The following is a 22,869-nucleotide window of genomic DNA, read 5'->3' as shown; positions in this document are numbered from 1 at the left end:
CTTTGTAGGAGCGAGCTCTGCTCGCGAATCCAACCGAGACGAAAGCTTCGCGAGCAGAGCTCGCTCCTACGATCCCATTACCCCAGCCTTGCTCGTCAAGGAGTTGAACCCATGAAGATCATGCCCTGCCCGCTCAACGGGCCTCGCAATATCAACGAATTCACCTACGGCGGCGAACTCAAGCGCATGCCCGACCCGAACACCTGCTCGGACGCCGAATGGGCCGACTACGTGTTCAACAGCGAGAACATCGCCGGCGTCGTCACCGAGTGGTGGATGCACAACGCCTCCAGCTACTGGTTCCTGGCCGAACGCCACACCGTCAGCGACGAGATCCTGCGCACCTTCGATCCGAAGGAACTGTTCGACCGCCGCGTCGACTTCGCCGCGCCCGCCAAACCCCAGGAGGTGAGCGCATGAGCGCCGATGTCCGCCTGCCGGCCCCGCTGGGCCTGCTGATCGACCGCAGCCGCCCGATCAGCTTCGACTTCGAGGGCACCACCTACCAGGGCCTGGCCGGCGACAGCATCGCCAGCGCCCTGCTGGCCAACCAGCGCTGGCTGCTGTCGCGCTCGTTCAAGTACCACCGCCCGCGCGGCCCGCTGTCGATGGCCGGGCAGGACGCCAACACCCTGGTGCAACTGCCGGACGAACCCAACGTGCTGGCCGATATGCAGCCGCTGGCCGCAGGCCTCGACGTCACCGCGCAGAACTACAACGGCAGCCTGGACAAGGATCGTGACGCCCTGCTCGGGCATTTCTCCAGGTTCATGCCGGTGGGCTTCTACTACCGCTCGTTCTACAAGCCCAAGGGCATGTGGAAGGTCTGGGAACCCTTGATCCGCAAGAAAGCCGGTCTCGGTGTGCTCAACCTCAAGCTGCAGCCGCTGTACCACGACAAGGCCTTCCTGTTCACCGACCTGGCGGTGATTGGCGCCGGCCCGGCCGGCCTGTGCGCGGCGCTGAGTGCTGCCAACGCCGGAGCCAAGGTGCTGCTGATCGAACAGCAGAATTATCTGGGCGGCGCGCTGGCCTGGGCCCGCTTCGACGTCGAAGGCAAACGTGCCGCCGAGCTGCGCGCTGAGCTGCTTACCGCTGTGGAAGGCCACGCCAATATCCGCATCCTCAAGGAAGCCACCTGCAACGCCTGGTTCACCGACCACTACCTGCCGGTGATCCAGGGCAGGCGGATGTACAAGGTGCGCGCCCGCCAGTGCATCGTCGCGGCTGGCGCCTTCGATCAGCCGGTGGTGTTCCGCAACAACGACCTGCCCGGCGTGCTGCTGACCAGCGCCGCGCAGCGCCTGATCAAGCTCTACGCGGTCAAGCCGGGCCAGCGTGCCGTGGTGCTGACCGGCAACGACGACGGCTACCTGGCCGCCCTCGATCTGCTCGATGCTGGCGTCGAGGTTGTCGCCCTGGTGGACATGCGCGAACGCGCCGATGACGACAGTCTGGTCACTGCCTTGCAGACCCGAGGCGTCACCTGCCATGCCGGCAGCACGGTGTACGAAGCGCTGGGCGACAAGCACCTGAACGCCGTGGGCGTGCGCCGCATCAGCGGCCAGGGCAAGGTGGCGGACAGCAGCCTGCGCATCGACTGCGACCTGCTGTGCATGTCCGCCGGCTACATGCCGGTGTACCAGTTGCCGTGCCAGGCCGGTGGCAAGCTGGCCTACGACGACGCCAGCGCCGCCTTCAGCCTGTCCGGCCTGCCGAGCGGGTTGCAGGTGGTCGGCTCGGTCAACGGCCGCAACGCCCTCGACGCGCTGCTCGCCGATGCCACCAACGGCGCCCTGCGCGCGCTCGCCGCCCTTGGCCTGGAGGCGGGTTCGAGCCCGCGCGAGCTACCAGCCGAGCCGCGGGTCAACTTTCCCTGGCCGATCTTCCCCCATCCCAAGGGCAAGGAGTTCGTCGACTTCGACGAAGACCTGCAGGTGCGTGACATCGTCAATGCCACCCGCCACGGCTACCGCGACGTGCAACTGGTCAAGCGCTTCTCCACCGTCGGCATGGGCCCCTCGCAGGGCCGCCATTCGGCGCTGCCGACCGCGCGTCTGGTGGCCCAGGCCACCGGCCGCAGCGTCAGCGAAACCGGGGTGACCACCGCGCGTCCGCCGTTCTGCCCGGAAACCCTGGCGCAAGTCGCCGGCCGTGGCTTCGATCCGTATCGGCAAACCGCCATGCACGCGCGGCACCTGGAGCTGGGGGCGAAGATGATGCCCGCCGGCATCTGGCAGCGCCCGGCCTACTACGGCAAGCCCGAAGAGCGCGACGCCTGCATGCAGGCCGAGGCGCGCCACGTGCGCGAGAAGGTCGGCCTGATCGACGTGTCCACCCTGGGCGGCCTCGACGTGCGCGGCCCGGACGCCGCCGAGCTGCTCAACCGCCTTTATACCTTCGCCTTCGCCAAACAGCCGGTGGGCCGCTCGCGCTATGCGCTGATGACCAACGAGCAGGGTGTGGTGATCGACGACGGCGTCTGCGCACGCTTTACCGACGAGCATTTCTACGTCAGCGCCACCACCAGCGGCGTCGACCGCGTCTACCAGCAGATGCTCAAGTGGAACGCGCAGTGGCGCCTGAACATCGACATCACCAACGTCACCGCCGCGCTGGCCGCAGTCAACCTGGCCGGGCCGGATTCGCGCAAGGTGCTGGCCAAGCTGTGCAGCGATGTCGACCTGTCCGCCGAGGGCTTCCCCTACCTGGCGGTGCGCCTGGGCACGGTCACGGGCATTCCCGCCCGCCTGCTGCGGGTCGGTTTCGTCGGCGAACTGGGCTACGAGATCCACGTCCCGGCGCGCTACGGCGAAGCCCTGTGGGATGCGCTGATGGAAGCCGGTCGGGAGTTCGACATTCGCCCCTTCGGCGTCGAGACGCAGCGCCTGCTGCGCCTGGAAAAGGGCCACGTGATCATCGGCCAGGACACCGACGGCATGACCAGCCCGGCCGAGATCGACATGAGCTGGGCCATCGCTCGCAGCAAGCCGTTCTTCGTCGGCAAGCGCTCGGTGGAGATCCTCGAGGCGCAGGCGCCGATACGCAAGCTGGTCGGCTTCACCCTGCCCAAGGGCAGCAGCCAGCCGCTGGAAGGCCATCTGGTGCTCAAGGGGCCCGACATCAGCGGCAACGTCACCTCCTGCGAATACTCGCAGACCCTCGGCCAGATCATCGGCCTGGCCTACTGTGCGCCCGACCAGGCCACGCCGGGCCAGCGCCTGCCGATCCGCGTCGAAGGCGGCGAGATGGTGCAGGCCACCGTGGTGCAACCGCCCTTCTATGACCCTGAAAGCCAACGCCAGGAGCTGTGAGATGACCCTCCAAGCCGATCAATTCGCAGCGCGCAGCCCGCTCTACCGCCTGCAGGCCGGCGCCACCCTCGCTCCGTTCGGTGAGAGCTGCATCGTCACCACCTACGGCCAAGGCGACGAAAGCGCCCTGTTGGGCCACTGCGCCCTGCTCGACCTGACCAACCTCGCCCGCTACGGCCTGCGCGGCCCGGCGGCCGCCCAATACCTGGGCGCCCTGGGCTACCAGTTGCCACAGGCGCCCAACCAGGCGCTGAGCCAGGCCGATGGCAGCCATGTGCTGCGCCTGTCGCAAACCGAGTACCTGCTGCTCGGCAGCCTGCACGATGCCGGCAGCAAAGCGCAGCGCGAGGAAAGCCAGTGGCACGCCAGCGCCGGCCAGTACCTGCTGCCGCGCCAGGACAGCCACGCCTGGCTGGTGCTGACCGGCACCTGCCAGGCCGAGGTAATGGCCAAGCTCTGCGGCGTCGACCTCAGCGCGCCGGCCTTCGCCGTCGGCCAGGTGGCGCAGACCTCGGCGGCGCGGATCAACGTCATCGTCGCCAAGCTGCCGCTGGGCGAAGTGCCGTGCCTGCACATCCTCTGCGACCGCGCCTCGGTGCATTACTTCTGGGGCGCGCTGCTCGATGCCATGCAGGAATTCGGTGGACAGCCGGTCGGGATCGACGCCCTGCCCTGAGCCCCAAGGTGCGCACGGCGCACCCTACGGCCATGAGCCACACGTAGGGTGCGCCATGCGCACCACCTTCCCATCGAATTCGGAGGACAACCATGGGCATCCACGAAGACGAACTGGACTACCGCGTACCCGCCCTGCAACGCGGCCTGAGCATCCTGCAGATGTTCAACGCCAGCGAACGCAGCCTGAGCAGCAACGCCATCGCCGAGCGCCTGGGGGTCAGCGTCTCGGCCATCTACCGCATCCTGGTCACGCTCACCGACATGGGCTACCTGCGCAAGCTCGGCAAGAACAGCTACGAGCTGGGTCCGCAGGTGCTCTGCGACGGCTTCGCCTACCTGGCCAGCCGCGACCTGGTGGACATCGCCATGCCGCACCTCAATGCCCTGCGCGACCGCACCTCGCTGTCGTGCCACCTGTCCATCCGCGAACAGACCGACAGCCTCTACATCGGCCGCGCCTTCGCTGCCCAGCGACTGTCGGTGAACATCCCCATCGGCACCCGCATTCCCTGCCACTGCACGGCCATGGGCCGCATGCTGCTCAGCGGCCTGACGCCCATGGAGCTGGACAAGCTCTATCAGCACGTACGCCTGGACGACTACCCGCCGCCCGCACCGAAGACCCTGCCCGAGCTGCAGCAACTGCTCGAACGCGACCGCGAGCGCGGCTGGGTGATGCACCGCTCCGACTATTCCACCGCCATCGCCTGCGCGGTACGCGACCATCGTGGCGACGTGGTGGCGGCGATCAATCTCTCCGGCCCGGAAGCGGTGATGGACAGCCCCATAGCGCGTGAACGCTACCGGGAAAGCCTGCAACAGTGCGCGGATGCGATTTCCCTCGAACTGGGCGGTAAATCCAGCTAGCAGCGGCGAATGCGGCAAACCTGCCCGGCATGTCGTCAATAGGTCGGCGTCATTTTTTCAAGCAAGTTACAGATATCACATTGCCATCATGTGGCAGCTTGCTATTCTGCAGGTGCCCGCTCACTTCGAATGTCGAGTCTCAAGCGCCCGCTTTCAGGTACTCCCGCAAGGCCACTCGCCGTGGCCGGCGACGCTGGGCAAACCTGAACGAGCTTTCTCCCGTCCCAACCTGGCCGCACGACCGGCCAGCCCCCCATCCATCGCGATCCATTCGTTGCACGGCTACCCGCTGCACAAACGGTCGTGCATGCCTGCCAACCACTTTCCCCGGCAGTCACGCACGCTGCAGACCACAGGTTCCAAGAGAACTAACGCGTTACAAGGAGTTGTTATGAATACGCTTGCCAGAGTCCTGCTTGATCTGAGTGTTCGCAAGAAACTGATGGCCGGTTTCGGTCTGATACTGCTGATTACCCTGTGTACCGTCTGGATCGGACACTGGGCGCTGGAAACCAGCCTGACCCGCTTCGACAACCTGCTGGGCGTCAACGCGATCGACGGCAAACTGAGCCAGGCACGCCAGCAGGAGAAGAACTACATCCTGCGCGGAGACAACCAGTACCTGAACCAGGCCGTCGCCCTCGCCGACGAGGTCGGTGCCCAGGCGCAGGTCAGCGAAGCACGTCTGCAGTTGCCGGAGAACAAGGCGCTGATGCGCCAGATCAGAGAGGACGTCGGGCGCTACCGCGAGAAGCTGCTGCTCCTGCAGCAAACCACCGATGACAACCAGCAGGCCCAGAAGGCCATGGAGGCGTCCGCCCGGGCGGCGCTGGAACGCTTCGAGTCACTGGCCGAAAGCCTGCGCCAGACCGCCATCGAGCAGATTCGCCAGACCAATGACACGGCCAGCATCGAGCTGCTGGACCATGCCAACCTGGCCAACACCCTGTCCACCGAGCTGCTCGAAGCCAGGCGCCGGGAGAAGGATTTCCTGCTGCGCGGCGACGACAGCTACGTCAGCAAGCTGGATGAACATTTCCAGTCGCTGGAGCGCAATGGCGAGAAGCTTCAGCGCCTGGCCCTGGACGCCCAGTCGCGCCAGACGCTCGGCGAAGCCATGCGCGCGCTCGACCAGTACCGCGAGCAGTTCCAGAGCATGCGCGCCAGCCTGCAGGCCCGCGACCAGTCGGAGCAGGCGATGACCGAGCGCGCCCGCGAAGTGGCAGCCGCCTCCAGCAAGTCGCTGGGCCTGCAACGCACGCTGCTGGAGAGCGACTCCAACGACGCCAGGCACATGCTCTTCGTCGCCGCTGCAGTCGCCTTCGCCCTCGGCCTGCTCTGCGCCATGCTCATCACCCAGGTGATCGTCGGCCCGCTGCAACGCGTGGTCGGCGTCGCCCGCCAGGTCGCCAAAGGCGACCTGACCCTGGACATCCGCAGCGAACGAGGCGACGAACTGGGCCAACTGATGCAGGCCATGCAGGCCATGACCGAGAGCCTGCGCGACCTGATCGGGCGCCTCGGTGCCGGCATCAGCCAGCTCGCCACCGCGGCCGAGGAGTTGTCGGCGGTCACCGAGCAGACCAGCGCCGGCGTCACCGAACAGCGCATGGAGACCGCGCAGGTCGCCACCGCCATGAACCAGATGGCGGCCACCGTGCTGGACGTTGCGCGCAATGCCGAAAGCGCCGCGACCTCGGCCGGCGATGCAGAGGACCAGACCCGTCAGGGCGGCAGCGTGGTGCAGCAGGCCATCGCCAGCATCGAGCAGCTGGCGCAAACGGTGGAAGCCTCTGCCGAAGCCATCGGCAGGCTCAAGGGTGACAGCGCCAACATCGGCACCGTGCTGGACGTCATCAAGAGCATCGCCGAGCAGACCAACCTGCTGGCGCTCAACGCCGCCATCGAGGCGGCGCGCGCCGGTGACGCCGGCCGCGGCTTCGCCGTGGTGGCCGATGAAGTGCGGGCGCTGGCGCGCCGCACCCAGGAGTCCACCCAGCAGATCGAGCAACTGATCGAAACCCTGCAAAGTGGCGCCGAAAATGCCGTAGGGGTGATGACCAGAAGCCGCAGCATGACGGGCGATACCGTGGAGGCGGCGCGCCAGGCCGGCACCGCGCTGACACTGATCGACGAGGCCGTGTCGCGTATCCAGCAGATGAACCAGCAGATCGCCACTGCGTCCGAGCAGCAGAGCTCGGTGGCCGAGGAGATCAACCGCAGCATTTCCAACATCCGCGACATCGCCGAACAGTCGGCAGCCGCCACCGAGCAGACCTCGGTGGCCAGCGTCGACCTGGCGCGCCTGGGCAGCGACCTGCAGCAGCAGGTCAACCGCTTCCGGGTCGCCTGAACCACGCGGCCCGATGCTCGCATCGGGCCGCCCCGCGACCTCTGGCCACGCCCGGATAACGCTAATTGATCTTATTTAAATTACGTTAGCCTGCTAATCTTGGCGCTTCGTTTACTGCCCGCCCGGATAGTCCCCCTCGATGTCGCCGCTCCAGCGCTGCCTGCTGCCCCTTCTGGCCCTGACCCTGATCGCCTGCGAGCAGCAACCGAACTTCACCGCGGCAGAACCCGGCGAAGCCCTTTCTGCCGGCGCCACCACGGTACGCAAGTTCGATCACAACGCCTTCTCCCAGCCGTCGGCCAATCTGGCGCCGAGCCGGCGTCTGGATTTTGCGGTGGGCAACAGCTTCTTCCGCAACCCCTGGGTGCCTGCGCCCGCCTCCACCACCGCGCGCGACGGCCTGGGCCCGCTGTTCAATACCAACGCCTGTCAGAACTGCCACCTCAAGGACGGCCGCGGTCATCCGCCCGAGCCGGGTGACCTCAGCGCAGCCTCCATGCTGGTGCGCCTGTCCATCCCGGCCGCAGCCGAGCATGCCGAGCTGCTGCAACGCCAGGGCGTGGTCGCCGAGCCCACCTACGGCACTCAGCTGCAGGACATGGCCAATCCCGGCGTGGCCGCCGAGGGCAAGGTGCGGGTGACCTACAGCAGCGTGCCGGTGCATTTTGCCGACGGCACGCGGGTGGAGCTGCGCAAACCGCAACTGGAGATCACCCAGCTCGGTTATGGCGACCTGCACCCGGACACCCTGTTCTCCACCCGTATCGCCCCGCCGATGATCGGCCTCGGCCTGCTCGAAGCCATCTCCGAGGCCGATATCCTGGCCAATGCCGACCCGGATGACGCCGATGGTGACGGCATTTCCGGTCGCCCCAACCTCGTCTGGGATCGCCAGCAGCAACGCACTGTGCTTGGCCGCTTCGGCTGGAAGGCCGGCCAACCCAACCTCAATCAGCAGAATGCCGACGCCTTCGCCAGTGACATGGGCCTGACCACCACGCTGATTGCACATGACAGCTGCACCCAGGCCCAGCCCGACTGTCTGGCGGCGGTCAACGGCGGCGTGCCGGAGGTCAGCGACAACATCCTCGCCAGCGTGCTGTTCTACAGCCGCAACCTCGGCGTGCCGGCGCGGCGCGACGTCGACGATCCGCAAGTGCTCAAGGGCAAGAGCCTGTTCCACCAGGCCGGCTGCCAGAAGTGCCATACGCCCAGTTTCAACACCTCGGCCGATGCCGCCGAGCCGGAACTGGCCAATCAGTTGATTCGCCCCTACACCGACCTGCTCCTGCACGACATGGGCGAGGGCCTGGCCGATGGCCGTGAGGAGTTCCTCGCCAGCGGCCGTGAGTGGCGTACGCCACCGCTGTGGGGTATCGGCCTGACCCAGGCGGTCAACGGCCACACCCAGTTCCTCCACGACGGTCGCGCCCGCAACCTGCTGGAAGCCATACTCTGGCACGGCGGCGAGGCCGAAGCGGCCAGGCAGCAGGTGCTGAAATTCGATGCCGATGAGCGAGCCGCGCTGCTCGCCTTCCTCAATTCCCTTTAAGGAGCCCGAGATGTTGCACAAGAGCCTGATCGCCTCCCTGCTCGGCCTGGCCCTGGTCGGCTGCGGCCAGCAGGATCAGACCGCCAAGGTCACCGGCGCCCTCACCGACGGCGTGTTGCTGCCGGCCTATACCAGCTGGCAGGAAGCCGATCGCCAACTGGCCGAGCGTGCCGCGGCCTTCTGCGCCGGCAGCGCCGATCTGCCCGCCGCGCGCCAGGCCTTTCTCGGTGCCATGAGCGCCTGGTCGGCGCTGCAACCGCTGATGCTCGGCCCGCTGGCCGAGGGTAACCGCGCCTGGCAGGTACAGTTCTGGCCGGACAAGAAGAACCTGGTGCAGCGCCAGGTCGAGGCGCTGCTCAAGAGCAGGCCGCAACTGACCCAGGCCGACCTGGCCAGCGCCAGTGTCGTGGTGCAGGGCCTGACTGCCTCCGAGTACGTGCTGTTCGACGCCGATATCGACCTGACCCAGGAAGAGCAGAAAGCCCGCTACTGCCCCTTGCTGCAGGCCATCGGTCAGCATCAGCAGGCCCTGGCCGCCGATATCGTGGCGCAATGGCAGGCTGACAAGAGCGGCATGGCCGCGCAGCTCAAGCAGTTCCCCAACGAGCGTTACGCCGACTCCAGGGAAGCGGTGGCAGAACTGCTGCGCGTTCAGGTCAGCGGCATCGACGGTCTGAAGAAGAAGCTCGGCGCGCCGCTCGGCCGCCAGACCAAGGGCATCGCCCAGCCCTACCAGGCCGAATCCTGGCGCAGCAGCGCCAGCCTGGCCAACCTCGGCTCGGCATTGGCCAGTGCCGAACGGCTCTGGCACGGCAACAACAAGGATGGCCTGCAATCGCTGCTGGGCAGCGACCAGGCCGAGCTGGTGCAGCGCATCGACGCCGCCTACCTCGACACCCGTCAGCGCCTGGCCGCTTTCGATCTGCCGCTGACCGAACTGCTGGCCAGCGAAGACGGCCGCAAGCAGCTGAACGAGCTGTACGACAGCCTCAACCGCCTGCATCGCCTGCAGGAAAGCGACCTGGCCAAGGCGCTCGGCGTACAGATCGGCTTCAACGCCCACGACGGGGACTGACGCATGCACCGCAGAACCTTTCTCGGTCTCGGCGCCGCCGCGGCCAGCCTGGCGGCAGCGGGCGCCTTCGGCGGCTGGACGCTGTTCGGCCCCTCGGGACAACCGCTGCTGCTGTCGGCCCGTGACGATGCCGATGGCAAGCACTACGCGGTCGGTTATCGCCTGGACGGCCAGCGCGCCTTCGCCACTCTGGTGAGCGAACGCTGCCACGATGTGGTGCCGCACCCGGCCTTGCCGCTGGCGCTGTTCGTCGGCCGTCGCCCGAGCACCGAAAGCTACCTGATCGACACCCGCGACGGTCGCCTGCTGCAAACGCTCGCCTCGCCAGCCGGGCGCCACTTCAACGGCCATGCAGTGTTCCACAAGGGCGGCGAGTGGCTGTACGCCACCGAGAACGACACCACCGAACCGGGTCGCGGCGTGCTCGGCGTCTATCGCCTGGAAGGTGAACGACTGCAACGCGACGGCGAACACGGCACGCACGGCGTCGGCCCGCACCAGCTGCTGTGGATGCCCGATGGCGAAACCCTGGTGGTGGCCAACGGCGGCATCCGCACCGAAGCGGAAAGCCGCGTCGACATGAATCTCGATGCCATGCAGGCCAGCCTGGTGCTGATGCGCCGCGACGGCAGCCTGGTCAGCCAGGAGTATCTGGCCGACCAGCGCAACAGCATCCGCCACCTGGCCGTGGCCCGCGACGGCACCGTGGTCAGCGGCCAGCAGTACATGGGCGACATGCACGATGCCGTGCCGCTGCTGGCGATCAAACGCCCCGGCCAGCCGTACCAGCCCTTCGCCCTCGGCGAGACGCAGCGCGCGGCGATGAACCAGTACACCGCCAGCGTGGCCATCCACGACGAGCTGCGCCTGCTGGCGATGACCGCACCGCGCGGCAACCGCTTCTTCATCTGGGATCTGGACAGCGCCGAAGTGCGTCTCGACGTGCCGCTGCCTGACTGCGCAGGCGTCGGCGCGGTGGCCGATGGCTTCGTCGTCACGTCTGGCCAGGGCCGTTGCCGCCTGTACGATTGCCGCGGCGCGCGCATCGTCACCAACGCCCTGCAGCTACCGGCCGGCCTGTGGGACAACCACCTGCGCCTGGCCTGAGCCGGGCTCAGGCGCTGCCACGCTCGATCAGCTCGCAGCCCACGTCCATTCGCAGCGGCTGACGCGCAGCCGCCGGTTCGGCAATACGCGCCAGCAGCGCTTCGGCAATGGCGCAGCCGATACGCGGCCCGTCCACCCGCACGGTAGACAGTGGCGGATGGGTATGCGCCGCGCTGGAAAGATCGCCAAAGCCCATCACCGCCAGATCCTCGGGGATGCGCAGGCCACGGCTCAGCGCTTCGGCCATCACCCCTTGCGCCACCGTATCGGAACTGCACACCACCACCTCCCCGGCAGCGCCCTCCTGCAGCAGGCGCGTCAGCCCCTCGCGGCCGACCGCGAGCGTCGCCGGTGCCGGCAGAATCTGCGCTGTCACCGGCGCAACAAACCTGCCCCTGCAGCGCCGCGACCAGGCTGCGATAACGGCGCAAGCCACGTGGATCATCGATGCCGACCGCCGACACCCGACGGTAGCCCTTGCCGAGCAGATAGAGCGCCACCGCCTGGCCGACGGCCTCGTGCGAGAAGCCGACCAGCATGTCCAGCGGCCGTTCGCACAGGTCCCAGGCCTCGACCAGCGGAATGCCGACCCGCGCCAGGCGCTCGCGACTGGCCTGGGTGTGCTCGGTACCGGTCAGCACGATGCCGTCCGGGCGCCGCCCCAGCACCGCTTCGAGCAGCGCCTCCTCCTGCTCGGGACGGTAGCCGGTCAGGCCCAGCAGGGTCTGATAGCCGGCGGCAGCCAGGCGGTCGGTCAGCGCCTGCACGGTGTCGGCGAAGATCGAGTTGGCGATGGTCGGCAGGAAGATCGCCACCAACCGACTGCGGCTGGATGCCAGAGAGCCGGCGGCGAGGTTGGGTACATAGCCAGTCGCCCGCACGGCCTCCAGCACACGTTTGCGGGTCGCATCGGTGACCACCTCGGGGCGACCGAGGGCGCGCGATACGGTAATCGGCGACACCCCAGCCACCCTGGCGACATCGATCAGCGTTGGTGCCGTGCTGCTGCGAATGCCCATCGCTTTCCTGCCCATGTCCTGCCTCCCGCATGCGAGCGCCCTGCATGGAAGGCGCTTGATTTGAATCGAGATACGTTGTCATACAACTTTAGTCATATAGGCCGAAGCGATATCGCCCCGCCCTCTGCCCGACGGCGTGACCACGGGCAGCGCACGGCCCATGCGAAACGCCACAAAGCATCGCGTTAGAGCAGCTCACTCCAGAATCTCGCTGACCTTCCAGCAATCGACGGCGCACGCGCGAAGTCGAGCGACAGGCGCAGCACATGGCTGGTTTTCCCCCTGCTCACGTTGACATTGCTCAGGCGGGTGCTGATAATCGAGCCAAGTCATACGACAACGTATGACAACCAATAACAACAAGCAACAAGAGTCCAGGCCCCGCCATGACCACGACCTCCAGCGAACTGCGTCCCTTCAATCGCCTGCTGCTGACCGGCGCTGCCGGTGGGCTGGGCAAGGTACTGCGCCAGCGCCTGCGCCCCTACGCCAACATCCTGCGCCTGTCCGACATCGGCGAGATGGCCCCTGCCGAAGGCCCGCATGAAGAAGTGGTGCGCTGCGACCTGGCCGACAAGGCGGGCGTGCATCAACTGGTCGAAGGCGTCGACGCCATCCTGCACTTCGGCGGCGTCTCGGTCGAGCGCCCGTTCGAGGAAATCCTCGGCGCCAATATCTGTGGCGTCTTCCACATCTACGAAGCCGCCCGCCGCCATGGCGTGAAACGCGTGGTGTTCGCCAGCTCCAACCATGTCATCGGTTTCTACAAACAGGACCAACGGCTCGACGCCAACAGCCCACGGCGCCCGGACGGCTACTACGGCCTGTCCAAGTCATACGGCGAGGACATGGCCAGCTTCTACTTCGATCGCTACGGCATCGAGACCGTCAGCATCCGCATCGGCTCCTCGTTCCCCGAGCCGGCCAACCGCCGGATGATGAGCACCTGGCTGAGCTACGACGACCTTACCCAACTGATCGAACGCAGCCTCTATACCGAGAACGTCGGCCACACCGTGGTCTATGGCATGTCGGCCAATCGCGAGGTGTGGTGGGACAACAGCCAGGCCGCGCACCTGGGCTTCACCCCCAAGGACAGCTCGGAAGTGTTCCGCGACAAGGTCGAAGCGCAACCCATGCCGGCCGCCGACGATCCGGCGCGCATCTACCAGGGCGGCGCCTTCGTGGCGGCCGGCCCGTTCGGCGACGACTAAGACAACGCCTCACCGCCCGAGCCATGACAACAACCAGAGCGCCCCAGCCATGACAGCCGAACTGATTGTCGATGCGCGCAACGCCACGGGCGAATGCCCGGTTTGGAACACAGCCGAACAGGCTCTTTACTGGGTCGATATTCCTGCCGGACGCCTGTATCGCTGGTCCGCCGCCACTGGCCAGACGCAGAGCTGGCAGGCCGAGGAAATGCTCGCCTGCATCGCCCTGCATCCGGCAGGCGGCTGGCTCGCCGGTATGCAGAGCGGCATCTTTCATCTGCAGCCACAAGACGATGGCAGTCTGAAGGCCGAGCGGCTGGCGCAGGTCGAGCACGCCCGCCCGCACATGCGTTTCAACGATGGTCGCTGCGACCGTCAGGGCCGTTTCTGGGCCGGCAGCATGCTGCTGGACATGGCTGCAGGTACCGCCGCAGGCGCGCTGTATCGCTACGACGGCCAGCTGCAACAGGTGCTCGACGACCTCATCGTGCCCAACGGCCTGGCCTTCAGTCCCGATGGCCGCACGATGTATCTGTCCGACTCGCATCCCTCGGCGCAGGCCGTGTGGGCCTTCGATTACGACACCGACAGCGGCACGCCGCACGACCGTCGCCTGTTCATCGACATGAAACAGCACCCCGGCAGGCCGGACGGCGCCGCCGTGGACGTCGATGGCTGCTACTGGATCTGCGGCAACGACGCAGGCCTGGTGCACCGCTTCACACCGGATGGTCGCCTGGATCGCTCACTGGCCGTACCGGTGAAGAAGCCCGCCATGTGCGCTTTTGGCGGCGCCAATCTGGACACCCTGTTCGTCACCTCGATCCGCCCTGGCGGCGATATCTCCGACCAGCCACTGGCCGGCGGCGTGTTCGCCCTCAGGGCCGGCGTGAGTGGTATCGAGGAGCCTGCCTTCATCCCCTGATTCGCTTCACCCCGGGCCATTCGCGGCACCGGCTGCAACGCTGCTCACCAACAACAACAAGACGGAGTTTCCGCATGAACCTCAAACGCAAGTTGCTTCTCGCCACACTTCCTTTAGCGCTCGGTCTGTCTTCCTTCGTACAGGCCGAGACGACCCTGAAGATTGCCGAAATCCATCCTGCCGGCTACCCGACCGTAGTGGCCATGGAGAACCTCGGCAAGAAACTGGAAGCCGCCACCCATGGTGAAATCAAGTCACGCATGTTCGCAGGCGGGGTACTGGGTTCCGAGAAGGAAGTGATCGAACAGACCCAGATCGGCGCCGTGCAGCTGACCCGCGTCAGCCTCGGTTCGGTCGGCCCGGTGGTACCTGCCACCAACGTGTTCAACATGCCGTTCGTGTTCCGCGACATCGACCATATGCGCAAGGTAGTCGACGGTGAGATCGGTCAGGAAATTCTCGACGCCATCACCAATTCCGACTTCAACATGGTCGGCCTGGCGTGGATGGAAGCCGGCAGCCGCAGCCTCTATACCAAGAAGCCGGTACGCAAGCTGGAAGACCTCAAGGGCATGAAGATCCGCGTGATCGGCAACCCCCTGTTCATCGACACGCTCAACGCCATGGGCGCCAATGGCATCGCCATGGATACCGGCGAAATCTTCAGCGCCCTGCAGAGCGGCGTGATCGACGGCGCCGAGAACAACTCGCCGACCCTGCTTGAGCACAACCACTTCCGTGCGGCCAAGTATTACACCCAGACCCATCACCTGATCCTCCCCGAGCCGCTGCTGATGTCCAAGACCACCTGGAACAAGCTCACCCCCGAGCAACAGGAGCTGGTCAGGAAGCTGGCCAAGGAAGCCCAGCTGGAAGAGCGCGACCTGTGGGTCGCCAAGGAAAAGGCCAGCGACGAGAAGCTCAAGGCTGAAGGCGTCGAGTTCATCGAAGTCGACACCAAGCCCTTCTACGACGCCACAGCCCCGGTCCGTGAGAAGTACGGCGCGCAGTTCGCCGAACTGATCCAGCGCATCGAAGCCGTTCAGTAATCCACGCGCAAGCGCGCGGCGCCGGCTCCCTGCCCGCGCCGCGCCACCGGTGAAGCCTCATGAAAAACCTGGTTCTGGGCGTCAATGACGTCATCTACCGCGCCTGTATCGCGACCGCCGGCCTGGCCATCGTGATCATGGCCCTGATCATCCCCTGGGGCGTGTTCAGCCGTTACGCACTGGGCCAGGGCCTCGGCTGGCCCGAGCCGATCGCCATCCTGCTGATGGTGCTGTTTACCTTCGTCGGCGCCGCTGCCAGCTACCGCGCCGGCGCGCACATGGCCGTGCAGGTGCTGAGCGATCGCCTGCCCGACGTGGCACAGCCCTTTCTCACCCTGTTCGTCCGCCTGGCCATGGCCGCCATCGCCCTGTTCATGCTGATCTGGGGCTACAAGCTGTGCGTCGCCACCTGGAACCAGTACCTCAGCACCCTGACCTGGATGCGTGTCGGCGTCAGCTATGCGCCGATTCCCCTGGGCGGCCTGATCACCCTGCTGTTCGTCATCGAGCAACTGCTGTACGGCGACCAGAGCAAGCGCCGGGTCGTCGACTACGAGAACTGCGAAGATTCCAAGGAGTCCGTGTAATGGATGCCGCCATCCTGCTGGGCAGCTTCATTGCCCTGATCCTGTTGCGCGTCCCGGTCGCCTATGCCCTCGGCCTGGCCACCCTGGTCGGTGCCTGGTACATCGACATCCCGCTGCACGCGGTGATGATCCAGATCGCCGGCGGCGTGAACAAATTCTCCCTGCTGGCCATCCCCTTCTTCGTCCTGGCCGGCGCGATCATGGCCGAAGGCGGCATGGCGCGGCGCCTGGTGGCCTTCGCCGGTGTGCTGGTGGGTTTCGTCCGCGGCGGCCTGTCGCTGGTCAATATCACCGCCTCGACCTTCTTCGGCGCCATCTCCGGCTCCTCCCTGGCCGATACCGCCTCGGTCGGCTCGGTGCTGATCCCGGAAATGGAAAAGAAGGGCTATCCGCGCGAATTTTCCACCGCGGTCACCGTCTCCGGCTCGGTGCAGGCGCTGCTCACCCCGCCCAGCCACAACTCGGTGATCTACTCCCTGGCTGCCGGCGGCACGGTGTCCATCGCCGCGCTGTTCGTCGCCGGCATCGGCCCGGGCCTGCTGCTCAGCGCCACCATGGCCACGCTGTGCCTGCTGTTCGCACGCAAGCGCAACTACCCCAAGGGCGAGGTCATTCCGCTGCGCCAGGCGCTGAAGATCTGCGTCGAGGCGCTGTGGGGCCTGATGACCATGGTGATCATCCTCGGCGGCATCCTCAGTGGCGTGTTCACCGCCACCGAGTCGGCCGCCGTGGCCGTGGTCTGGGCCTTCTTCGTCACCATGTTCATCTACCGCGACTACAAGTGGAGTGAACTGCCGAAGATGCTGCACCGCACGGTGCGCACCCTGTCGATCGTGATGATCCTCATCGCCTTCGCCGCCAGCTTCGGCTACATCATGACCCTGATGCAGATTCCGTCGAAGATCACCACGGCCTTCCTGACCCTGTCGGACAACCGTTACGTGATCCTCATGTGCGTCAACTTCATGCTGCTGATGCTGGGCACGCTGATGGACATGGCGCCGCTGATCCTGATCCTCACCCCGATCCTGCTGCCGGTGGTGACCTCCTTCGGGGTCGATCCGGTGCATTTCGGCATGATCATGCTGGTCAATCTCGGTATCGGTCTGATCACGCCACCGGTCGGTGCGGTACTCTTCGTCGGCGCCGCCATCGGCAAGGTCAGCATCGAGAACACGGTCAAGGCGCTGCTGCCCTTCTATGTCGCGCTGTTCGCCGTGCTGATGGCGGTCACCTATATCCCGGCCATCTCGCTATGGCTGCCGAGCGTGGTGCTCTGATTCGCCGCCCTGCTTGCAGGGCCCGCTGTGCCCAACCCGAGCCGCCTTCTGGCGGCTCCTCGCTTTGTAAGGATGCTTTGCTTCGCCATGCCTGCCACCGCGTTCCCCCGGCATATCGCCGCGCTGATCCTCGCCACCCTGGCCTGCTCCTTCGCCGGCAACCATATCGCCGCACGCATCGCCTTCGATCATGAGGCTGGTCTGCTGCTGGCGATTCTCTGCCGTTCCGGAGTGACTTTCCTGGTGCTCACCGCGCTGGTGCTGTGGCAGCACGACTCGCTGCGCCTGAGCCGCGCCACCTGGGGCTGGCAGCTGGTACTGGGCCTGCTGATCGCGGTGCAGAGCTTCTGCATCTACTCGGCGGTGGCGCGCATTCCGGTAGGCCTGGCGCTGCTGGTGGTGAACCTCTCGCCGATCCTTCTGGCGCTGCTCACCTGGGCACTCGGCGGCCCGGCACCGACCCGCCGCGCGGCACTGATCATGGGCGTGATCCTGTTCGGCCTGGTGCTGGTACTGGACGTACCGGCGCGCCTGGCCGGCCCGGGCGTCATCGACGAAGGCTGGGTCGAAGGCGTGCTGTTCAGCCTGACGGCGGCGGCGGTATTCGCCGTGGCCCTGTGGATCACCGAGCATCGCCTGTCAGCCATGCCCGGACGAGTGCGCAGCATGCTGACCATGGCGGTGGTGTTCAGCGCCTCGGCCCTGGCCGGCGCCAGCGGTGCGCTGCCCGGCGGCCTCGGCCTACCCAACGCCCTGGCCGGCTGGCTTGCCCTGGCGGTGCTGGTGCTGCTCTATGGCACTGCCTTCTCGCTGCTGTTCATACTCATGCCGCGCCTGGACATCGCGCGCAATGCGCCGGTGATGAACATGGAACCGGTGGCCGGCATGCTGTTCGGCTGGTTGATCCTCGGCCAGTTGCTCGGCGCGCTGCAGGTAGTCGGCGGAATGATCGTGGTCGGCGGCATCATCGCCCTGGCCTACCGCCGCTAAGGTGCCGTGGGGCCGAGGTTGTGCGCACCGAGAACTCCGCACTGAGGCTGGTGCGCACGGCACACCCTACGGCCGTCGGCGCCCGAGGCCATGGGCCCTCAGCCGTGCAGCGCCTCGGCTTCGGCGGCCTCGTGCGCCTGGCGCAGACGCTCGCGGCTGTTGGTCAGGTGCAGACGCATGGCAGCGCGTGCCGCCTCGGCATCCTGGCGCGCGATGGCTTCGAAGATCTGCTCGTGCTCGCGCTCCAGCCGCGCCATGTAATGGGTCTGATCGTCACGCGCCAGGCTGGCGGAATTGACCCGGGTACGCGGGATGATGCTGGTACCCAGATGGCTGAGGATATCGGTGAAGTAGCGGTTGCCGGTGGCCTCGGCGATGCGCAGGTGGAACTGGAAGTCCGAGGACACCGCATCGCTGGCATGCGCAGCGCTCTCGTTGATGGCGTCCAGCGCCTCACGAATGGCTTTGAGCTGCGCATCGCTGCGGCGCTGCGCCGCCATGCCGGCGGACTCCACTTCCAGGCTGATGCGCAATTCGAGAATCGCCAGTATGTCGCGCAGGGTGACGATGGTCGCCGGGTCGATGCGAAAACCGCTGGCGCTGGGCGTGTCGAGTACGAAGGTGCCGATGCCGTGGCGGGTTTCCACCAGCCCGGCCGCCTGCAGCCGCGACAGCGCCTCACGCACCACGGTGCGGCTGACGCCCTGCTCTTCCATGATCGCCGACTCGGTCGGCAGCTTCTCACCGCGCTTGATATGCCCATCGCGAATGCGTTGCGACAGCTCGGCCACCAGCTCCTGGGCCAGACTGCGGTGCTTGCGACGAGCACGGGGTTGAGCGTTCTGCATTTCCATGGTGGACGACTTCTCGACTGGAGGCTTTGCCGTAATGATAGCCCAGCAGTTGTACGATGACACTATGAATTCCCGACATCAACCGCCCCAGGAACGCCAAATGCCTACGACTCTGCTGACCCTGCGCGATAGCCTGACACAATTGACCCTCGCCCCGGAACTGGGCGCAAGTCTGGTCAACTGGGTGCGTCTGAGCGATGGTCGAGCACTGCTTCGGCATAGCGACGAACAGGCGCTGGACGCCGCCAACCCTAGACGCCTGGCCTGCTACCCGTTGCTGCCCTGGTCCAATCGCATCGGCGGCGGCGGCTTCGCTACGCCTGCCGGCTGGCAGTCTCTGAGCGCCAATACCGACCATGAGCCTCTGCCGATTCATGGCAGCGCCTGGCAGCAGCCCTGGCAGGTAGTCGACGTGACATCCGACAGCGCAAGCCTGCAACTCGATAGCCAAGTACCCTTCCCCTACCGCGCCACGCTGCAGGTTGGTTTGGCGAACGGCTGCCTGCGCCTGAGCCTGCACGCCACCCACCTGGGCCAGCAGCCCACCTGGTATGGCCTCGGCCTGCATCCTTATCTGCCGCGTACGACGCATACCCGCGTGCAAGCCAAAGCTGACGGCGTCTGGTTATGTGGCGAAGACAAACTTTCCAGTCACTGGGTCGAATTACCCGAGGCCTGGAACTTCGCCGAACCGAGATTGTTGCCGCAGCAACTTGTCGACAATGCCTTCAGCCATTGGCCGGGCGACGCTCGCATCATTCAGACGGACGCCGGTTATCAACTTGTCTGCCATGCGCACGGCGCCGATGTATTTCTATTGTTCTGCCCGCAGGGGCAGAACTTCTTCTGTTTCGAACCGGTCACCCACCCGGTCAACGCGCATCATCTGCCGCAGCGCCCGGGGCTGCAGTTGCTGGCCCCGGGGCAAACTTGCCGGTTGCATTTCAGCCTGCAATATCAGGCGCTGGCGGGCTGATCACTGGACATCCGCAAGGCGTTGGCGATAATACGCGCCGGTTGCACCGTGCAACTTTTTCCATAAGAAAGTTACAGATAGATAACTAGCCGACGTGAACGGAAAAGGATGCGAAGCCTTAAACTTTGCCGCCTCTACCCCCGCTTCCAACAGGCGCCTCCCGATCGATTCCTGACCGCAGCAGTGAAAGCAGGTGTTTCACGTGTCGTGTGGGTCGATCACAACCTACAGGTATAACTCGTGACGAAAGACGAACTGCGCGCCGAACTCGAGCGCCAGGCGCAGCGTTACAAGGATGTATACGGCGGTGAAGTCATCACCTATGCCGCTCAACCGGACCCTGACCGCAAACCCTGGCGCAAGAGACCCAGCCTGCTCGACCAGGCCTTCGAGAAAGAGATCGAGAAAATCGAGAAGGAACGCCAGGAAAGGAAGGAAGCGGCCGGCGAATACGAATGACGCCCTGAGCGTGCCCTGCAGCCGCACAACCTGCGGCCGCAGTATCACCTAGGTTCTGTACGAAAGTAGTCGAGCGAAGGTCAGGCGATACCGATGGCGGCCCCGCAAAAAACAGGTGAGGAACGGACTGGGCTCGCACTCGAGTTTACGAGCTGTAAATGAGCATTCCGAACCTGTTTTTAACGAAGCATCACCGAGCGCAGGCACTTTCCGTACAGAACCTAGCGTTTTCTGCCACCCATCAGCGACCCCATCAGCCCTCGCACCAGTTGCCGGCCAAGCTGGTTGGCCGCCTGGCGCAAGGCGCTTTTCATCGCGCCGCCGAGCAAATCGCCGGCCATCTGGCCCAGACCCGGCTCCTGCGCTGCGGCCCTGGTCTTCGTACTCGCCTGTGCGGGTGCCTCGGCGGACGCCTGGCTGGCGCGGGCGGTAAGCAGTTCGTAGGCCGACTCGCGGTCGACGGGCTTGTCATAGCGCCCGGCAAGCGATGACTGGCGCACCAGCAGCGCACGCTCGGCCTCGCTCAGCGGGCCGATGCGCGACTGCGGCGGTGCGATGGCCACGCGCTGAACCATCGCCGGCGTACCCTTGTCTTCCAGGGTGCCGACCAGAGCCTCACCTATGCCCAACTCCGTGAGAACGCTCAACGTGTTGAACGCAGGGTTGGGGCGAAAACCGTCGGCCACGGCGCGCAGGGCCTTCTGCTCCTTGGCCGTGAACGCGCGCAGGCCATGCTGGATGCGCAACCCCAGCTGGGCCAGCACATCGTCCGGCAAATCGCCTGGCGACTGGGTGACGAAATACACCCCGACGCCCTTGGAGCGGATCAACCGCACCACCTGTTCCAGACGCTCCTGCAGGGCCCTGGGCGTGCCCTGAAAAAGCAGGTGCGCCTCATCGAAAAACAGCGCCAGCAGCGGTTTGTCGGCGTCGCCACGCTCCGGCAACTGCTCGAACAGCTCGGCCAGCAGCCATAGCAGAAAGGTCGCGTAGACCTTGGGCGCCTCATGAACCAGACGCGTGGCGTCGAGCAGGTGCACGCGCCCGCGGCCGTCGCGGTCCGGGTGCAACAGGTCTTCGAGCTGCAACGCCGGCTCGCCGAACAGCGCTTCGGCGCCCTGCTGCTCCAGCCCCGCCAGACGGCGCAGCAGCGCCTGGGCAGAGCTACTGGTGAACAGCGCGACATCTTCGCCGAGCACCTGCGGATTGTCCTTGAGATGGCCGAGCAGCGCTTTCAGGTCCTTCAGGTCGAGCAGCAGCAGGCCCTCGCGATCGGCCACCTTGAACGCGGCATAGAGCGCGGCCTGCTGACTGTCGGTCAATTCGAGCAGTGCGCCAAGCAGCAGCGGCCCCATCTCGCTGAGCGTGGTGCGCAAAGGGTGGCCGCTGCGGCCATGCACGTCCCACAGGGTCACCGGGTACGCCTGCGCCTGGTAATCGAGCCAGGGCATGCTGGCGATGCGTTCGGCGATCTTGCCCTGCGGCGCACCGGCAGCGCCGAGGCCGCACAGATCGCCTTTGACATCGGCAGCGAACACCGCCACCCCGGCATCGCTGAAGCTTTCAATCAAGCGTTGCAGGGTCACCGTCTTGCCGGTGCCGGTGGCGCCCGCAACAAGGCCGTGGCGATTGCCCAGACGCAGCGGCTGCCCCACCGCCTGTCCATCACTGCCCGCACCCAATACCAACTGCGCATTCAAAGACATCTGCCATCCCCTGGAAGCTCTATCGTGGCCAAGCGCGTCAAGCGCAGCCGTGCCCCACAAGACTGGTTGCAGCGCCGTGCGGACGCAAGATCGCATGAGCAAAAACCTGCAGCCACACAGCCCGATTGCGCCCGCGCTGAAGGCGGCCGTCTCGCGGGTATCGGCGCGAAGGTGCGCGGATGCGCAGCAGCAGGCCATGAAAAAGGCGCCGTAGCGCCCTTGGTGGTCAATCCTGCTCGGGCTTCGGCGCCTGCTCCTGCAGCTGCCGCCACAGCTCGGCCGCCTCGGCGAACTCGGTGCCGTCCTCGTCGCTGAGCGCATCAGGGTCGTAACGACGCACGCAGCCCTCGCCCAGGGTCGGCGGCGCCTTGGAGGTCGCCTTGTCCAGTGGATCGCTCATCGCTTCCATCCTCAACCGATGCTCAGTTCGCCCTGCTCGTGCTGGGCGAACTCCTTGACCGCGCGCAGCACGTCGCAGCGGCTGATCTGCCCGACCAGACGCCCGTGCTCGATCACCGGCAAACGCCGGCGCCGGCCACGCAGGAAGCGCTCGGACAGCTCGATGATGTCCGCCTCGGGCGTCACCGTCTCCACCTCGGTGGTCATGTACGTGCTGACCGTCCCGCCGGTCGCCTCGTAATACGCCCCGGAGAGAATGCCACGCAAGCAGTCGCCCTCCGACAGCAGGCCGATCAGGTGGCCCTGGGAGTCGACCACCGGAGCACCGGAAATTCGGTGTTCCAGCAGCCGGTTGATGGCGGTGAACAGATCGGTATCCGATCTGAAGGTCACCAGATGGCGAGTCATGTAGTCGCGCACCTTGATGGACTTGAGCATGGCCGTTCTCCTCTGACGTGCATCAGG

Annotated in this window: 20 protein-coding genes and 1 pseudogene; 16 read left to right on the top strand and 5 right to left on the bottom strand. The window is 66.0% G+C overall.

Annotated features, from left to right (window positions below):
- Positions 1 to 111 precede the first annotated feature (111 nt).
- The 8 genes from BLS61_RS20780 to BLS61_RS20745 all read left to right on the top strand — a co-directional run bounded on the left by BLS61_RS20780 (position 112) and on the right by BLS61_RS20745 (position 10,946).
- The gene (locus BLS61_RS20780) at positions 112 to 420 is read left to right on the top strand and encodes a sarcosine oxidase subunit delta (protein WP_074938280.1); all 309 of its coding nucleotides are present in this window, start codon (positions 112 to 114) and stop codon (positions 418 to 420) included.
- Positions 417 to 3,314 carry a 2Fe-2S iron-sulfur cluster-binding protein gene (locus tag BLS61_RS20775; RefSeq protein ID WP_090434116.1) on the top strand — a complete coding sequence of 966 codons (2,898 nt, stop codon included), beginning with the start codon at positions 417 to 419 and terminating at the stop codon, positions 3,312 to 3,314. The genes BLS61_RS20780 and BLS61_RS20775 overlap by 4 nt, the downstream gene beginning before the upstream one ends.
- Position 3,315: 1 nt before the next feature.
- A complete protein-coding gene (locus BLS61_RS20770) occupies positions 3,316 to 3,990 on the top strand; it encodes a sarcosine oxidase subunit gamma (RefSeq protein ID WP_090434114.1) in 675 nt (224 codons plus the stop codon).
- Positions 3,991 to 4,082: 92 nt separating this feature from the next.
- Positions 4,083 to 4,859, top strand: coding sequence for an IclR family transcriptional regulator (locus BLS61_RS20765; RefSeq protein WP_090434112.1), 777 nt, complete (start codon positions 4,083 to 4,085; stop codon positions 4,857 to 4,859).
- A 391-nt stretch (positions 4,860 to 5,250) separates the two neighbouring features.
- Positions 5,251 to 7,212: a methyl-accepting chemotaxis protein gene (locus BLS61_RS20760; RefSeq protein WP_090434110.1), complete on the top strand. Its 1,962-nt coding sequence runs from the start codon at positions 5,251 to 5,253 to the stop codon at positions 7,210 to 7,212.
- A 139-nt stretch (positions 7,213 to 7,351) separates the two neighbouring features.
- Positions 7,352 to 8,764 (top strand): di-heme oxidoreductase family protein, encoded by a 1,413-nt coding sequence (locus tag BLS61_RS20755; protein WP_090434108.1) that lies wholly within the window; start codon positions 7,352 to 7,354, stop codon positions 8,762 to 8,764.
- Positions 8,765 to 8,774: 10 nt separating this feature from the next.
- A complete protein-coding gene (locus tag BLS61_RS20750; protein WP_090434105.1) occupies positions 8,775 to 9,839 on the top strand; it encodes an imelysin family protein in 1,065 nt (354 codons plus the stop codon).
- A gap of 3 nt (positions 9,840 to 9,842) precedes the next feature.
- Positions 9,843 to 10,946, top strand: a complete 1,104-nt coding sequence (locus BLS61_RS20745; protein ID WP_090434102.1) for a DUF1513 domain-containing protein — start codon at positions 9,843 to 9,845, stop codon at positions 10,944 to 10,946.
- Between the two features lie 7 nt (positions 10,947 to 10,953).
- Here BLS61_RS20745 and BLS61_RS20740 read toward each other — a convergent pair.
- Positions 10,954 to 11,980, bottom strand: a pseudogene (locus tag BLS61_RS20740) (LacI family DNA-binding transcriptional regulator).
- 371 nt (positions 11,981 to 12,351) lie between these two features.
- Here BLS61_RS20740 and BLS61_RS20735 point away from each other — a divergent pair.
- The 6 genes from BLS61_RS20735 (at position 12,352) to BLS61_RS20710 (ending at position 18,010) form a co-directional block, all read left to right on the top strand.
- Complete coding sequence (locus tag BLS61_RS20735; protein ID WP_090434100.1) at positions 12,352 to 13,179, top strand: NAD-dependent epimerase/dehydratase family protein; 828 nt, start codon at positions 12,352 to 12,354, stop codon at positions 13,177 to 13,179.
- A 49-nt stretch (positions 13,180 to 13,228) separates the two neighbouring features.
- Positions 13,229 to 14,104 (top strand): glucurono-1,5-lactonase, encoded by an 876-nt coding sequence (locus BLS61_RS20730; protein ID WP_090434097.1) that lies wholly within the window; start codon positions 13,229 to 13,231, stop codon positions 14,102 to 14,104.
- Between the two features lie 74 nt (positions 14,105 to 14,178).
- Positions 14,179 to 15,153, top strand: coding sequence for a TRAP transporter substrate-binding protein (locus tag BLS61_RS20725; protein ID WP_090434095.1), 975 nt, complete (start codon positions 14,179 to 14,181; stop codon positions 15,151 to 15,153).
- Positions 15,154 to 15,212: 59 nt separating this feature from the next.
- Entirely contained in the window at positions 15,213 to 15,740 is a 528-nt protein-coding gene (locus tag BLS61_RS20720; RefSeq protein ID WP_090434093.1) for a TRAP transporter small permease, read from the top strand.
- Entirely contained in the window at positions 15,740 to 17,020 is a 1,281-nt protein-coding gene (locus BLS61_RS20715) for a TRAP transporter large permease (RefSeq protein ID WP_090434090.1), read from the top strand. Before BLS61_RS20720 ends, BLS61_RS20715 begins: the two co-directional genes overlap by 1 nt.
- An 87-nt stretch (positions 17,021 to 17,107) precedes the next feature.
- Entirely contained in the window at positions 17,108 to 18,010 is a 903-nt protein-coding gene (locus BLS61_RS20710) for an EamA family transporter (RefSeq protein WP_090434088.1), read from the top strand.
- 98 nt (positions 18,011 to 18,108) lie between these two features.
- On the opposite strand, the gene BLS61_RS20705 is transcribed toward BLS61_RS20710, so the two are convergent.
- Positions 18,109 to 18,864: a FadR/GntR family transcriptional regulator gene (locus tag BLS61_RS20705; protein WP_090434086.1), complete on the bottom strand. Its 756-nt coding sequence runs from the start codon at positions 18,862 to 18,864 to the stop codon at positions 18,109 to 18,111.
- Positions 18,865 to 18,964: 100 nt separating this feature from the next.
- Here BLS61_RS20705 and BLS61_RS20700 point away from each other — a divergent pair, with 100 nt between their 5' ends.
- Both BLS61_RS20700 and BLS61_RS20695 read left to right on the top strand, forming a co-directional pair.
- Positions 18,965 to 19,840 carry an aldose 1-epimerase gene (locus tag BLS61_RS20700; RefSeq protein ID WP_090434084.1) on the top strand — a complete coding sequence of 292 codons (876 nt, stop codon included), beginning with the start codon at positions 18,965 to 18,967 and terminating at the stop codon, positions 19,838 to 19,840.
- A gap of 240 nt (positions 19,841 to 20,080) precedes the next feature.
- Entirely contained in the window at positions 20,081 to 20,299 is a 219-nt protein-coding gene (locus BLS61_RS20695) for a hypothetical protein (RefSeq protein WP_090434082.1), read from the top strand.
- A 221-nt stretch (positions 20,300 to 20,520) separates the two neighbouring features.
- Here BLS61_RS20695 and BLS61_RS20690 read toward each other — a convergent pair whose 3' ends face one another.
- From BLS61_RS20690 to BLS61_RS20680, 3 genes are all read right to left on the bottom strand, one after another.
- The gene (locus BLS61_RS20690; RefSeq protein ID WP_090434080.1) at positions 20,521 to 22,005 is read right to left on the bottom strand and encodes a helicase HerA-like domain-containing protein; all 1,485 of its coding nucleotides are present in this window, start codon (positions 22,003 to 22,005) and stop codon (positions 20,521 to 20,523) included.
- 226 nt (positions 22,006 to 22,231) lie between these two features.
- Complete coding sequence (locus BLS61_RS23715; RefSeq protein ID WP_167358762.1) at positions 22,232 to 22,405, bottom strand: hypothetical protein; 174 nt, start codon at positions 22,403 to 22,405, stop codon at positions 22,232 to 22,234.
- Positions 22,406 to 22,416: 11 nt separating this feature from the next.
- Entirely contained in the window at positions 22,417 to 22,842 is a 426-nt protein-coding gene (locus tag BLS61_RS20680) for a CBS domain-containing protein (RefSeq protein WP_090434076.1), read from the bottom strand.
- Between the last annotated feature and the right edge of the window lie 27 nt (positions 22,843 to 22,869).

Source organism: Ectopseudomonas guguanensis (genome assembly GCF_900104265.1).
In the GTDB taxonomy this organism is placed as follows: domain Bacteria; phylum Pseudomonadota; class Gammaproteobacteria; order Pseudomonadales; family Pseudomonadaceae; genus Aquipseudomonas; species Aquipseudomonas guguanensis.
Note: the sequence above shows the minus strand (reverse complement) of the source record. Positions and strands in the feature narration are given on the sequence as shown.